Source organism: Dyella jejuensis, assembly GCF_044904675.1.
Taxonomy (GTDB): Bacteria; Pseudomonadota; Gammaproteobacteria; order Xanthomonadales; family Rhodanobacteraceae; genus Dyella_B; species Dyella_B jejuensis.
The window spans coordinates 19,655-34,144 of sequence record NZ_JADIKJ010000002.1 but is presented as its reverse complement, the minus strand read 5'-3'; the positions used below and the strand labels follow the sequence as shown (position 1 = coordinate 34,144).

At 61.4% G+C, this 14,490-nt stretch carries 12 protein-coding genes; 11 read left to right on the top strand and 1 reads right to left on the bottom strand.

Annotated features, from left to right (window positions below; all coding sequences use genetic code 11):
- Window positions 1-59: 59 nt before the first annotated feature.
- The 4 genes from ISP15_RS01775 (at window position 60) to ISP15_RS01760 (ending at window position 3,160) form a co-directional block, all read left to right on the top strand.
- Window positions 60-860 carry an FKBP-type peptidyl-prolyl cis-trans isomerase gene (locus ISP15_RS01775; RefSeq protein WP_404544446.1) on the top strand — a complete coding sequence of 267 codons (801 nt, stop codon included), beginning with the start codon at window positions 60-62 and terminating at the stop codon, window positions 858-860.
- A gap of 149 nt (window positions 861-1,009) precedes the next feature.
- The gene (locus ISP15_RS01770; RefSeq protein WP_404544443.1) at window positions 1,010-2,350 is read left to right on the top strand and encodes a UDP-glucose dehydrogenase family protein; all 1,341 of its coding nucleotides are present in this window, start codon (window positions 1,010-1,012) and stop codon (window positions 2,348-2,350) included.
- Window positions 2,351-2,355: 5 nt separating this feature from the next.
- Window positions 2,356-2,568, top strand: coding sequence for a SlyX family protein (locus tag ISP15_RS01765; RefSeq protein ID WP_404544441.1), 213 nt, complete (start codon window positions 2,356-2,358; stop codon window positions 2,566-2,568).
- A gap of 28 nt (window positions 2,569-2,596) precedes the next feature.
- The gene (locus ISP15_RS01760; RefSeq protein ID WP_404544439.1) at window positions 2,597-3,160 is read left to right on the top strand and encodes a DUF2058 domain-containing protein; all 564 of its coding nucleotides are present in this window, start codon (window positions 2,597-2,599) and stop codon (window positions 3,158-3,160) included.
- A gap of 49 nt (window positions 3,161-3,209) precedes the next feature.
- Here the strand turns inward: ISP15_RS01760 and ISP15_RS01755 are convergent, their stop codons facing one another.
- Complete coding sequence (locus tag ISP15_RS01755; RefSeq protein WP_404544436.1) at window positions 3,210-5,285, bottom strand: 3-hydroxyacyl-CoA dehydrogenase NAD-binding domain-containing protein; 2,076 nt, start codon at window positions 5,283-5,285, stop codon at window positions 3,210-3,212.
- 214 nt (window positions 5,286-5,499) lie between these two features.
- Here ISP15_RS01755 and ISP15_RS01750 point away from each other — a divergent pair, with 214 nt between their 5' ends.
- The 7 genes from ISP15_RS01750 (at window position 5,500) to lepB (ending at window position 14,455) form a co-directional block, all read left to right on the top strand.
- Window positions 5,500-5,979 carry a hypothetical protein gene (locus tag ISP15_RS01750; protein WP_404545359.1) on the top strand — a complete coding sequence of 160 codons (480 nt, stop codon included), beginning with the start codon at window positions 5,500-5,502 and terminating at the stop codon, window positions 5,977-5,979.
- Between the two features lie 32 nt (window positions 5,980-6,011).
- Window positions 6,012-8,573 carry a putative bifunctional diguanylate cyclase/phosphodiesterase gene (locus ISP15_RS01745; RefSeq protein WP_404544434.1) on the top strand — a complete coding sequence of 854 codons (2,562 nt, stop codon included), beginning with the start codon at window positions 6,012-6,014 and terminating at the stop codon, window positions 8,571-8,573.
- A 142-nt stretch (window positions 8,574-8,715) separates the two neighbouring features.
- Window positions 8,716-9,312: an RNA polymerase sigma factor RpoE gene (gene rpoE, locus ISP15_RS01740; protein WP_404544431.1), complete on the top strand. Its 597-nt coding sequence runs from the start codon at window positions 8,716-8,718 to the stop codon at window positions 9,310-9,312.
- Window positions 9,309-9,992: a sigma-E factor negative regulatory protein gene (locus ISP15_RS01735; RefSeq protein WP_404544427.1), complete on the top strand. Its 684-nt coding sequence runs from the start codon at window positions 9,309-9,311 to the stop codon at window positions 9,990-9,992. The genes rpoE and ISP15_RS01735 overlap by 4 nt, the downstream gene beginning before the upstream one ends.
- A gap of 118 nt (window positions 9,993-10,110) precedes the next feature.
- Window positions 10,111-11,586: a Do family serine endopeptidase gene (locus tag ISP15_RS01730; RefSeq protein WP_404544424.1), complete on the top strand. Its 1,476-nt coding sequence runs from the start codon at window positions 10,111-10,113 to the stop codon at window positions 11,584-11,586.
- A gap of 156 nt (window positions 11,587-11,742) precedes the next feature.
- Window positions 11,743-13,533 (top strand): translation elongation factor 4, encoded by a 1,791-nt coding sequence (gene lepA / locus ISP15_RS01725; RefSeq protein ID WP_404544423.1) that lies wholly within the window; start codon window positions 11,743-11,745, stop codon window positions 13,531-13,533.
- Between the two features lie 22 nt (window positions 13,534-13,555).
- Window positions 13,556-14,455: a signal peptidase I gene (gene lepB / locus ISP15_RS01720; protein WP_404544420.1), complete on the top strand. Its 900-nt coding sequence runs from the start codon at window positions 13,556-13,558 to the stop codon at window positions 14,453-14,455.
- The last annotated feature ends 35 nt before the right edge of the window (window positions 14,456-14,490 follow it).

Here is a 14,490-nt window from a genome sequence, read left to right as displayed (position 1 = left end):
CCTCCATTTGGGGGAGGTCCGGCCGGTACGCCGGCATATCCATTACGAGGGAGTTCCAAATGAAGCATTTTCTGCGACCCACGCTGACGGCGGCCGCGCTGGCCGTTGCGCTGGGCATGACCGCTGGCGCGCAGGCCCAGACGTCCAAGTCGTCCACCAGTTCCGCCACCGGCACTGTGGATAAGGAGAAGGCCAGCACTGTAGTCGGCTATGAACTGGCCGGTTCCGTGCCTCCGATCATGCGTGATGCCGTGGATCCGGCCACCGTGGCCAGGGCTCTCCAGGATGCGCTTTCAGGCAAGAAGCCGCCGATGAACGAAACGGAATTCAACTCCACCGCCCAGGCTTTCGAAGCGCAGCTGCGTAACAAGGCGAAGGCCGAGTTCGATGCCGCCTCCACCAAGAACAAGGCCGAGGGCGAAGCGTTCCTTGCCAAGAACAAGTCGGCTCCTGGCGTAAAGACCACCGCTTCGGGCCTGCAGTATCAGGTGATCACGCAGGGTACTGGCGCACGCCCGGGCCCGAATGACACCGTCAAGGTGAACTACACCGGTACTTTCGTAAGTGGCGAAGTGTTCGACAGCTCCTCGAAGAACAACCCGCCCGGACCGACCGCGATTCCGCTGGCTCGCGTGATTCCTGGTTTTCGCGAAGGCCTGCAGTTGATGCAGGTGGGCGGTCATTACAAGCTCTTCATTCCGGCAAGCCTGGCCTACGGTGCTGAACCGCAGCGTCCGTTCCCGCCGAATGCCACGCTGATCTTCGACGTGACCCTGGTGAGCACAGGCCCGACAACAGCCAGCGCACCGCAGGGCGGTCCTGGTGCTCCTGGTGGTCAGGGCGGCGGCGAACAGCAGTAATCGCTGATACGTTGCATGTGTTTTTGCGAACGGGGCGCGAAGCATTCGCGCCCCGTTCTTTTGTGCATATGTGTTCGTGGCATTGACACTGGGGATTCCAGTGAGGCTGCTAGAATCGGCGCCCCTCAACAAGGTCATGACGCCATCCGATGAAAGTCACCATTTTTGGTACCGGTTACGTGGGCCTGGTCACCGGAGCATGCCTGGCTGAAATGGGCAACCACGTCGTCTGTGTAGATATCGATGAAAACAAGGTCGCGCGTCTCCAGCGCGGCGAAATTCCCATCTTCGAACCAGGCCTTGAACCGATTGTCCGTCGCAACCATGCCAACGGACAGCTTGAGTTCACGACGAACGCCGCGACGGCCATCGAGCACGCGCAGATCATTTTCATCGCCGTGGGCACGCCTCCGGATGAAGACGGCAGCGCCGATTTGCAATACGTACTGGGCGTAGCGAAGACTATCGGCCGGCATCTGAATCGCTATGCGGTCATCGTCAATAAATCCACCGTGCCGGTGGGAACGGCCGATCGCGTACACAAAGCCATTGCTGGCGAACTTTCCTCGCGTGGCGCCGGTGCTGATTTCGATGTGGCATCCAACCCGGAATTTCTGAAGGAAGGCGATGCGGTCGAGGATTGCCTGCGTCCCGATCGCATCGTCATCGGCAGCTCGAGCCATCGCGCGGTCGAACTGCTGCGCAAGTTGTACGCGCCGTTCAACCGCAACCATGATCGTACCGTCGTCATGGATGTGCGTTCGGCCGAACTCACCAAGTACGCCGCCAACGCGATGCTTGCGACCAAGATCAGTTTCATGAACGAAATCGCCAATATCGCCGAGCGCGTGGGTGCGGATATAGAACTGGTACGCCAGGGCATCGGATCGGATCCGCGCATCGGCTATCACTTCATCTATCCGGGGGCAGGCTACGGCGGTTCGTGTTTTCCGAAGGACGTCCAGGCGCTGGAACGCACCGCGCGTACTTTTGGTTACGACGCGCGCTTGCTCGGCGCAGTGGAAGCGGTCAACCATGACCAGAAAACCAAGCTGTTCGACTTCATCGCACGCTACTTTGACGGCCATTTGCAAGGACGCACCATCGCGCTGTGGGGGCTTGCCTTCAAGCCCAATACCGACGATATGCGCGAAGCTTCCAGTCGCCGCTTGATGGAGGCCTTGTGGAAGGCTGGCGCCAGCGTCCGCGCGTTCGATCCGGAAGCGCGCGAGGAAACGCGACGCCTATATGGCGAACGTAAAGACCTCGTGTTGTGTGACAGTGCTTACCAGGCATTGGATGGCGCCGACGTGCTCGCGATCGTCACCGAATGGAAGGCCTTTCGCAGTCCGGATTTCGCACGCATTCGCGCGGCGCTCAAGGAGCCGGCCATTTTCGATGGGCGCAACCTGTATCGGCCCGAAGTCGTGGAAGAGGCGGGTCTGGCCTACTACGGTATCGGTCGTGGTCGCAGCGTGCTCCGGTCCTGATGACGATGAGCGATAATGAGCATCGACTCACCGAACTGGAGGTCCGGCTCGCCTTCATCGACGACGCAGTACAGGCGCTGATTGCGGCTGATGCGGAGCAGTCCATGCGCATCGCCGCGCTGGAGCGCATGGTGAGCGATCTGCGCAGCGAACTGGCGACGGTACGCACGGGTCAAGGCCATGACCCGCATAGCGAACCACCCCCGCCGCATTATTGAAACGCAACACGCAACATCGGATTTGATCATGGTCGATTCTTTGCGAGATCTGCTGCTCAAGAGCGGCATCGTCAAACAGCTCAAGGATGAAAAGCGGCAGCAACAGCCTGCGTCCAGACCGAATGCCCCCTCGGGACATGGCAAGCCGTCGCACAAGCCCAAGCAAAGGCCCGCGCGCAGCCAGGAAGAAATCGACCTGGCCAAAGCTTATGCGGTCCGTGCGCAAACCGAGGCGGCCGAACGCAAGCGTGCCGAGCAGGCGGCGGCGGAACAGGCGCGCCTGAAACGTGAACGCAAAGCCAAGGTGCAAAAGCTGCTGGATGGCAACGCCCTCAACAAGGCCGACGCCGACCAGGTGCGTCATTTCGAATACGGCGGCAAGATTCGCCGTTTGTATGTGGACGCCGGGCAGTTGGCGGAACTCAATACGGGTAAATTGGGTATCGTGCAGAATGGCGGGCGGTACGTACTTGTGACGCAATCCATCGCCGAGCAGGTGCGCGATATCGATCCGCATCTGTTGGCTTTGTTGGTTGATCCTTCAGCCGGCGGCATCGGTGAAGACGGCGTGCCGGATGATCTGATGTGGTGAGTATCTAAACCAGGGGCGCCGCAGGCGCCCTTGGTTTTAGGTGCAGGGGCTACGCGGCAGTTGGAAATTCATTGCCCTGGTGCGCAAGAGCTGCATGGTCCCATCCGTTCTTGGGCGTGAAACGCTCGCCATAGCGCTTCGCCAGCGTTTCGAGTTTCTGGCGGAGAACATCGGCGCCTTCGCTGCGCACATATTGGATTGGGCCGCCCCGAAAAGGTGCGAATCCGGTACCGAAGATCACGCCGGCGTCGAGCAGGTCGGCATCGTCTACCACGCCATCTCCCAGGCAAGCCACGGCTTCGTTCACCATGGACAGGATCATGCGGTCCTGCAGATCCGGAGGCGGGGTGTAATTGGGATCGACTTCCGGCTTCTGCGGTTTGCCGTCCTGCCACGTGTATAAACCCTGGCCATCCTTCTTGCCACGCTTGCCGGCCTCGAGCTTGTTTTCGAGCCCAGGCGGAAGCTCCAGGCCCAGGAACGGGGCGAGTTCCTGGCCCACTGACGCGCACACGTCCAGGCCGACGGTGTCGGCAAGTTCGATCGGCCCCATCGGCATGCCGAACGCCTTGGCCTGCTTGTCCAGTACCGGTCCCGGCACGCCCTCGTTGTAAAGGCGCAAGGCTTCCAGCAGGTAAGGCATCAGGATGCGGTTGACCAGGAAGCCTGGTGTCCCCTTGACGGCTACCGGCAATTTGCCGATCGCCTTGCAGAACGCCAGGGCACGCTTCTCGATAGCCGGATCGAGCCGGTCGTGGCGCACCACTTCGACCAGCGGCATCTGCGCGACCGGATTGAAGAAATGCAGGCCCAGGAATCGCTGCGGCGCTTTCAGTCCCTTGCGCAATTCGTCGAGCGGGATCGAAGAGGTGTTGCTGGCGAGAATCTGATTGCCGTTGAACTGTGGTTCGATGGTCGCATACAGCGATTCCTTCGCCAGGGCATCCTCGAAGATAGCCTCGATGGCGAGATCGGCCCGTGCAACGCCGGTGCCTTCCACGTCTGCGCGCAGGCGACGACATGCTTCTTCCACTTTTTCCGGCGCCTTGAGTTTCTTTTCATACAGCGCACGGGCACGATCCAGCGCCGGCTGGATGAGTTTCATCTCGCGATCCTGCAGTGTTACATCAAACCCCTTGAACGCGGCCCATGCGGCGATATCGCCACCCATGACGCCTGCGCCTACAACGTGCACGCGATGGATCTGGGCATCAATACCGCTGCCCTGGTTCTTGAGTCGTTCTTGCAGGAAGAAAATACGGATGAGGTTATGCGCGGCAGGTGTCTGCGCAAGCCTGGAAACCGAGCGTGCCTCCAGCTTCAGGCGTTGCTGGATACTGCTGCCGCCGCGTTTCCACACATCGATCAACGCAAACGGCGCCGGATAATGTTCCTTGCGTACTTTTGCCGAGGTCTGCTTGATCACCATCGGCGCCAGGATCTGTCGCGCAAGCCAGGTGTTGGTGATCCATGCGGTGGCGCGCTGTGCGAATGGGCGGGCATGGGGATGCCGCAGCAGCGCGCGGGCTTCGGCCAACAGTTCTTCCTGGCGCGCCAGCCGGTCGACCACGCCCAGGCTCTTGGCCCGCCGGGCGGATAGTGACTTGCCGGTGAGCATGATCGGCAGTGCCTCCGGCGCGCCGATCAGGCGCGGCAGGCGCGCCGATCCGCCCCAGCCGGGATGGATGCCGAGCATGACTTCGGGCAGCCCAATGCGGGTCTTGTCGTCATCGACGGCAATGCGCTGGCGGCAAGCCAGGATCAGTTCGGCGCCGCCACCCATGCAGGCGCCGTGCACGGCAGCCACCGTCGGGCAGGGCAGGCGGGCCAGCGACTCGTAGACCCGCTGGCCGTTCTCGATGTTTTCCTGCACCGTGCCCTGCCTGGCATATTCGACGAATTCCTTGATGTCCGCGCCGACCGCGAACCCGTTCGATTTGGCCGAGTGGATGATGACGCCGGCCGGCCTTTCGATCGCCAGCCGCTCGACGATCTGGCCCAGTTCATCCAGTACTTCGCGGGAAATGGCGTTGACGCTGCTGTGTGCGCGATCCAGGGTGAGGGTGACGATGCCACTGTCGTCCAGGCTCGTTTTCCAATGATTGAAACGCAATCCTTCGAACATGGGGATAGGGGTATAGCCGAGAGACCATCACCATACCGTCCCGCCGCCACGATTGCGAGACGCCGGGTTGCTTGGGGTAGGGGGTTATGCCGCAGTGCCGCAAGCCGTCTGCCGTATGCGTCACGCCACGGCATTCGGGCTATTGCGCTTCGCGCGCGACCGCGTAACGTACAACACGCGATGACTTTCCTTACTGGGCGTTATGACTTCCCTGATGGCTCCTGCGCCGCTTGCCGGCAGCGACATCTACGAGCGCATCCTGACGGCGCCCGGGGGGCTGGTCGTGCTCGAGCACGCCGATAGCGGTGCCCTGATTGAACAGTTTCGCGTCATTGCCCGGCTCAACGGCCAGTCGGTATATGCCTGGCAGGCCGAAAGCGGCATGGAAAACCTGCGCGAAGCGCACGCGCGCATTCCCGGTTCGCAACGCCTTGGCAATGCCCTTCGCTATATCCAGCAAAGCATCCATTTCGGCGTCTATCTGCTGTCGCGGTTTCCGTTGCCCATGTCGGCGGTGGATAGCACCTTGTTGCGTCAACTGGCGCGGGCGCCAGCCGGGCATGTCCGGCGGGTAGTGCTGCTCGACGCGGCCCCGGCATTGATCGCCAGCTTCGATGATGTGGCAGTGCGCTTGAGCAGTAACGCCCATGCAGCGCAACGCCCGCGCCTGCGCGACGGACGCTGGCTATTGTGACCGGCGCGATGCTTCAGGGGGGCATTCTATTGGTGGCTTCGCAGCGCGAGCTTCGGCGAGAGCTGTTCGACGTGCTGGACCGCGAAGGCCATCCAACCATTCATTCGGCACGCGATACCACGCACGCAGCCATCTTGTTGGAAGGACGCGAGCCACTGGCGCTGATCGTGGTGGCGTTCGACGGCGATGGGCGGTCGGGCCTTATGCTTTGCGAGCAGTTGCGATTGCTGGCGCCATGTGTCGATGCACCCATCATCGCAGTCTTGATCGACGAGGCGACGATAAGGCCCACCCAACTGCCTGAGATAGTCAGCGGCTGGTTATATGCCTCTCAAATCGGCACCGAACTGATTCCACGTTGGCAGCAGTTGCATCGAAGCGCATCCGTGACTGAGTTGCCGAAAATGCCGCATGCGTCGGGTGCGCCGTCGTCCATGGCGCTGTCCTCATCCGGGGGCGATTACCGCTTTGTCTTCGAGGACGGTGATGGCGATTGGCTGATTGTTGACCCCGTTGCCGAACGTGTGGTCGAGGCAAGTCCGGCCTACACGCGCCATAGCGGCCTCGCCAATAGTGTGCTGACCGGCTTGCCGCTGCGCGAGGTATTGTCGTTCGAAGCCGTAGGCATCGAAAAGGCCTTTGGCGACGCCGGCCGACGCTGGCTGGCCTGCCTGCGCAAATCGATTCGCGGCAGCGATACGGGCGAGGCGAGTGTGCGGCGCGTGCGTCAGAACGGTCGCGAACTGGTGGCGTTGCAATTCCGAAGCAATCAAGCCGGCACCCGCCCGGCGGTTGCATTGACGCTGCTGGCGCGCCTGTTCAGCAGTGGCCGCGATGATGCGGACGTGGTCGACGCCGCGCGTCTGTTGCTCGATGAAATGGGGCTGGATTACCTGGCCGTCTGGTCGGCACGCCCGGAAGACAGCAGCGTTCCCACGCAGATCGTGCAGCACTGGCGCGGTGAAGAACAGATATGGCCGGGCCCGCAATTGCAAAGCTCGCTGCGACTGGTGTTGGGTGGACAGCCGCTGATGTATCCACATGACGCTCGTCGGCTTGCCGATGTCGATCCGCTGGTCGGGCAGTTGGGGCTGCGCGGCTTCGTGGGCCTGCCGTTGCTTGACGAGCGCCGCAGCGTCCTGGGTGCCTTGCTGGCGGGGAGCCGCAATCCGTTCGGTGCGCCTGAAATTGTTGAACCTGTGCTGCATTGCGCGGCGGCGTATTTTGCGCACATGCTCGAGTTGCGGCGCACGCGCGAGCAAGGCCGCGCAGAGGGCCTGCTGGACGCCTTGACCGGCTTGCCCAACCGGCTGTTGTTCAATGATCGTCTCGATACCATCATCCGCGAGGCGACGCGCACCGGCGAAACCTTTGCCGTACTGTTCGTTGATCTGGATCGTTTCAAATTCATCAACGATACGCTCGGCCATGCCGTAGGCGACCGAGTGCTGGTGGCGGTCACACAGCGACTGCGCAGCAGCGTGCGTGCTTCCGATACGGTTGCACGCTATGCCGGTGACGAATTCATCATCGTCCTCAGGCACATCGTGAAAACCGACGATGTGCTGCGGATAGCCGAAAAAATCGTGCAGTTGATGGATGCGCCCTTGCACCTGGACGATGGTCCGGAGTTGCAGGTCACCGCGTCGATCGGCATCAGCTTTTTTCCGGAAGACGCGCCGGATGCCGAGACCCTGCTCAAGCATGCGGACGAAGCGATGTACGCGGCCAAGAGCATGGGGCGCAACAAGTATCGCGTTTACGATGTCAGCCCTGCGCAGGAACAGCAGAATGCCGCCTTGAAGGCGCGCCTCCGTCATGCGGAAGGCAATGGCGAACTGCGGGTGTTCTATCAGCCGCAGATTAATGCGGGCACGGAAGATATCGTGGGAATGGAAGCGTTGCTGCGCTGGGAGCATCCCGAGCTGGGCAACATCGGTCCTGGCTTTTTTATTCCCCTGGCCGAAGAAACCGGCCTCATTGTTTCCATCGGCGAATGGGTATTGCGTACCGCTTGCAAGCAGGCCAAGGCCTGGGATGATCGCTTTGGCCTGCGCTTGCGGCTTGGCGTCAACCTGTCGGCGGTGCAATTGATGCAGCCGGACCTTTCCGAGGTGGTAGCGGCCGTGCTGCAGGAGACTGGCCTGGATCCGGGGCTGCTGGAATTGGAAGTGACCGAAAGCATCAGCATCAAGGCCGTGCCCAATCTGATGGAGAATATGCAGGGGCTGCACCGATTGGGTTGCCACATCGCCATCGACGATTTCGGCACTGGCGCGGCGTCATTGGACTATCTGCGCAAACTGCCCGCCGATCGCATCAAGATCGACCAGAGCTTCGTGCGCAATATCGGGGTAGACCCGGATGACGAGGCGATTGTGCGCGCCACCATCGAAATGGCCCACCGCCTAAAGCGCGGCGTGGTGGCCGAGGGCGTGGAGATCGAGCAGCACCTGCAATTCTTGCGCGCCAATCATTGCGATGAGTTGCAGGGTTATCTGTTCTGCCGCCCGCTGCCCCAGGGCAGCTTCGAACGCCTCCTGGCCGAGCGCGAGCGCCTGCTGACCGGGGTGCAGGACAAGCTGCCGGCTTGAGCCCGCGGCGGTCGCCCTTATCTTAGAATGTCGGTGGGCTTCGGCTCCGTGCTGAACTTGCCGGCATGTCGCAGGTCAGAGCAGCTCACCCATCCGATGGAAGGCATCCCGGTATGGTGCAGTGACGAAGGAGACGGCCCGGATGGGCGACAACGAACTCGATAGTGCGCTGGTTGAACGTGTACAAAGTGGGGACAGGCGTGCTTTCGACTTGCTGGTGCGCAAATACCAGCATAAGGTCATCGGCCTCATCTCCCGTTACGTACACAATTACGCCGAGTGCGAAGACGTTGCCCAGGAGGCCTTCGTAAGGGCTTGGCGGGCAATCGGCTCTTTTCGCGGAGAGAGCGCTTTCTATACCTGGATGTACAAGATTGCCGTCAACACCGCCAAGAACCATTTGGTGGCGATGGGGCGGCGGCCGCCAGCGGACGATATTGCGATCGAAGATGCCGTTTTCGTGCCTGGCGCGGACCGCATGCAGGAAAGTGCTACCCCCGAACGCGAATTAATGCGTCAAGAAATTGAACAAACGGTATTTGCCACTGTCCAAGCTCTGCCCGAGGAGCTGCGGACAGCCATTACCCTGCGTGAAGTGGAAGGCCTCAGCTATGAAGAGATTGCCGAAGCCATGGGCTGCCCGATCGGTACGGTGCGTTCTCGCATCTTCCGGGCACGCGAGGCAATCGATGAAAAGCTGCGGCCGTTGCTTTCAGACCGCGAGGATCCAATGTCATGAGTGAAGCCAATCTGGAAACCCTTTCCGCGGCGATGGACGGCGAGCTGTCCAGAGAGGAACTGCGCTTCCTGCTGCGCAGGCTGGATCACGATGCTTCCCTGGCGCAGTGCTGGGCCCGCTACCACGTCGCGGGCGATGGCTTGCGTCGCCGTTTGCCGGGCATTGTCAGCACCGGCTTCGCAGCACGTGTCATGGAAGCCATCGAGGGCGAGCAGAAAGCTGTCGGCAATGCACCCAAGCGTCGGGATTGGCTGCGGTTGTCGGTCGGTGGCGCGATAGCCGCCAGCGTGGCCGTGGCAGCTCTGATGGTCTCCCAGCCTACCGCCCCCGACTCCAGGCGTCCCGCTGCGCTTGCCAGCGCCACGTCCCGTGGCGCCGGCGATAGTGCTGTGCAAGCCATGGCCGAGGCCACCCGTCCAAGCAGCGACACGCTTGCGGCTGTGCCACCCTCCTTGAGCCCCTACTCGGCCTCGGCGCTGAGCCAGCGCGCTTCGGTCACGCTGGGCGACCCGTCCGACAATCCTTTGTTTCAGCGCTATCCCAGCCAGGAATATTCCATGCATGGCTACAAGGCGATGAACAATCGTGACGGCAGCTACTTGCTGCTGATCGACACGCCGCAGGCAAAGTCCGCGGCGCAGGCTGCGCAGCCGGTTTACCAGAGGGCCGTGGGACGCTGATTCCCACTGCCTCCGGCTTTGGCTGCGAGGCTTCCCGTTATTCTTCATTGCGCTCTCCTCCCGTCCCACCCTACGAGCCATGGAGCGGGAGTAGGGTGCCCAGAACCGAGGAGGAACCATGATTCACCCCCGTCTCGTCCGCAGTCGTCTCTCCGGTGGGCTGTTTTGTTGTGCGTTGGCCATGGGGCTTGCCGTTCCCGGCATGGCCTGGACGCAGACCGCGCCAGTAGCCGCGTTGCCCGATTTCACTGGGATCGTGCAGAAAAACGCTGCCGCCGTCGTACACGTGGAGGCCAAATACACCGGGCGCCGCCCTAATGGCGCAGGCGCCATGCCGCTGCAGGGAATGGATCCTGGTCAGGCGGAGATTTTCCGCCGCTTCTTCGGCATGCCGATGATGCCGTCGCCGGAAGAGCAGGCCCACACTTCGCTCGGTTCGGGTTTCATCATTTCAAATGACGGTTACATCCTTACCAACAACCACGTCGTCGACCACGCCGACATCGTTACCGTCCGGCTGCAGGACCGGCGCACGCTCACCGCCAAAGTGATTGGTACCGACCCCACCTACGATATCGCGCTGTTGAAGGTCGATGCCGGCCGCAATCTTCCCACCGTTTCCATCGGCGATTCGCGCCTGCTCAAGCCAGGCCAATGGGTGCTGGCGATCGGCTCTCCCTTTGGTTTCGATTACACCGTTACCCAGGGCATCGTGAGCGCAGTGGGCCGCAACCTGGGAACCCAGGACCAGCCCGATACGTCCTTCATCCAGACCGACGTGCCGATCAATCGCGGCAACTCCGGCGGTCCCCTGTTCAACCTGCAGGGGCAGGTCGTTGGCATCAATTCCCAGATTTATTCGGACACGGGCGGCTACCAGGGCGTGGCGTTCTCGATCCCGATCGACGTGGCCATGAACGTGGTCGAGCAGCTCAAGACCAAAGGTTATGTCACGCGCGGCGAATTGGGCGTGCTGATCAAGCCGGTGGATGACGATGTTGTCAAGGCGCTGAAGCTGGATAGCGCGAAGGGCGCCATCGTTGTCAGCGTATCGCCGAACAGCGCGGCGCAGAAAGCAGGCCTGCAATCGGGTGACATCATTCTTGCTTTCGGTGGCCGGCCGATCGACCAGGGTTCGGACTTGCCGCCACTGGTGGCGCTGACCAGGCCCGGAACCGTCGTTCCCGTGCAGATTCTGCGCAATGGTCAGGAAAAGACCGTCGACGTTGCGATCGGCACCATGCCGCGCGACCAGAACGCTCGCTCCGCCATGAACAAATCGGCAGCCAGTTCCGGGGCCGACGCGCTAGGAATGAGTGTACAAAGCCTGGATTCGGCGACGCGCAGTCAGCTTGGCCTGCAACCAGGCGAGGGCGTCGCCATTGCGAACGTGACGGGGCCGGTCGCCGGCCTGGCCGGTCTGCAGCCGGGCGACGTGATCTTGATGGTGAATCAAAAAAAGATCGGTAGCGTGGATGCGTTCCGTGCCGCCACCGCCGGCCTGAAACCTGGCGATACCGTGCTGCTGCTGGTACGCCGGGGCGATTCCAGCAACTTCATCGGCCTGACCATACCCGACGACAAGAGCGACTGATCCGTTCTGGAAGGCCTGTCCCCAAGGGGCGGGCCTTCGTTTTGCAGGCTGCGAGGTTCACGTTCTCAATCCATGCGATAATGAACGGCTAATATCGCCATCCCGGTGATAGGCTGCCTATGCATCGCGCGAGGCGGTGAAGATGACAGCGTGCCCATGGAACTGATCCGCAATTTCTCCATCATTGCCCATATCGATCACGGCAAATCCACGCTTGCTGACCGCATCATCCAGATTTGCGGCGGACTGGCCGAGCGCGAGATGGAAGCCCAGGTGCTAGACAGCAACCCCATCGAACGCGAGCGCGGCATCACCATCAAAGCCCAGTCCGTCTCGCTGCCGTATAAGGCGCGCGACGGCAAGATCTATCAGCTCAATTTCATCGACACGCCTGGACACGTCGACTTCTCCTATGAGGTAAGCCGTTCGCTTGCCGCATGCGAGGGGGCGCTGCTGGTAGTGGATGCGGCACAAGGCGTGGAAGCCCAGTCAGTGGCCAACTGCTACACCGCCGTGGAGCAGGGCCTGGAAGTGGTACCCGTGCTCAACAAGATCGACCTGCCCACCGCCGATCCAGAAAAGGTGAAAGGCGAGATCGAGGCGGTGATCGGTATCCACGCCGAGGATGCCGTGGCCGTCAGTGCCAAGACCGGGCAGAACGTGGTCGAGGTGCTGGAGGCTATCGTCGCGCGTATCCCGCCGCCGAAGCCGCGCGATACCGATCGCCTGCAGGCGCTGATCATCGATTCATGGTTCGACAACTACCTGGGCGTGGTGTCGCTGGTGCGCATCATGCAGGGCGAGATCAAGCCGGGCGACAAGCTGCTGGTGATGTCTACCGGCCGCGCCCATGAGGTGAGCGAAGTAGGCGTGTTCACGCCCAAGCGCAAAAAACTGGAAAAACTCGCCGCGGGCGAAGTGGGCTGGATCACCGCATCCATCAAGGACGTCCATGGCGCGCCGGTGGGCGATACCCTGACCCAGGCCGGCAAGCCTGCGTCCCACCCGCTGCCTGGTTTCCAGACGATGCAGCCGCGGGTGTTCGCCGGGCTGTTTCCCGTTTCCGCGGATGACTATCCCGCGTTGCGCGAAGCGCTGGACAAGCTGCGCCTCAACGATGCCGCCCTGTTTTTCGAGCCGGAGAGTTCCGAAGCGATGGGCTTCGGTTTCCGCTGCGGCTTTCTTGGCATGTTGCACATGGAAATCGTGCAGGAACGCCTGGAACGTGAATACGACCTCGATCTCATCACCACCGCACCGACCGTGGTCTACGAAATCCTCAAGACCGACGGCAAGGTGATGCAGCTGGACAATCCGGCGCGCCTGCCGCCGACGCCGCAGATCGAGGAAATCCGCGAACCGATCATCGTCGCCAATATCCTCACGCCGCCCGATTACATCGGTAATGTCATCACGCTATGCGAAGAAAAGCGCGGTGTGCAGCGTTCGATCCAGTATCTGGCGACCCAGGTACAAATCAGCTACGAATTGCCGTTAGCCGAGGTGGTGCTGGATTTCTTCGACAAACTGAAATCGGTCTCGCGAGGCTATGCCTCGATGGATTACCACCTTGAGCGCTTCGACGCGGGTCCTTTCGTGCGTGTCGACGTATTGATCAACGGCGATCGCGTTGATGCGCTCAGCCTGATCGTGCATCGCAGCCATGCGGATCGCCGCGGCCGCGATCTGGTCGAGCGCATGAAAGACCTGATCCCGCGCCAGCAGTTCGACGTGGCGATCCAGGCCGCTATCGGCGCCCAGGTCATCGCACGCTCGACAGTGAAAGCGTTGCGCAAGAATGTTCTCGCCAAATGCTATGGCGGCGATGTTAGCCGCAAGAAAAAACTTCTTGAGAAACAAAAAGAAGGCAAGAAGCGCATGAAGCAGGTCGGCCGGGTTGAGATTCCGCAGGAAGCTTTCCTCGCTGTGCTCAAAGTGGACAAGTAGCAGCTGGCTATGGAGTCATTGCATGGATTTTGATTTTTCGGCAATTTTGCTGGCCCTCACCGTAGTGTTCGGTGTGGTATGGGGCGTTGATCGTCTGTTTTTCTACCAAGGGCGCAAGGCGCGGTTTGCCGCGGCCGGCGAGGATTATCGTGATCCGGCGCCAGTCGACTGGGCGCGCTCGCTGTTTCCGGTCATCTTCGTGGTACTGCTGTTGCGTTCCTTCGTGGCCGAACCCTTCCGCATTCCGTCCGGTTCGATGATGCCTACGCTGGATGTCGGCGATTTCATCCTGGTCAACAAGTTTGCCTATGGCCTGCGCCTGCCCGCGTTCAACAACAAGGTCGTCAGCACCGGCGAACCCAGGCGTGGCGATGTCGTGGTATTCCGCTTTCCGGGCTACATCTGCCAGGACCAGGACGGCAGCATCGTGCGCAGCGGCGACATGACTTGCGCCGACCCGCACGCACCGGTTCCCAACCAGAATTGGATCAAGCGCGTCATCGGCATGCCGGGTGACACGATCGAAGTCCACGACAGCCAGATCGTGATCAACGGCAAGCCCGTCGTCGATACGGAAATCGGTCCGTTCAAGGGCAATGCGGCCCGCCTCGAAGACAACGAGCTGCTGTACTACAACGCCACCCTCTGGAGCGAACAACTTGGTTCGGTCAAGCACCTGATCGCGCGCATGCCATCGCGTGGGCCGACTCCGCCGATCCCGAACGCCCGCGTACCTTCCGTAGTGCCCCCGAACTGCTACATCATGATGGGCGACGATCGCGAGAACAGCGAGGACAGCCGCTGGTGGGGCTGCCTGCCCGAGCAAAACCTGGTCGGCAGGGCCTTCATGATCTGGTTCAGCTGGAAGGGTATGCATACCGGCGCGGTCGATTTCCACCGGATCGGCACGATCATCCACTGACCGCCGCAAGGCCCCGGTTGGCGCGAACCGTGAAC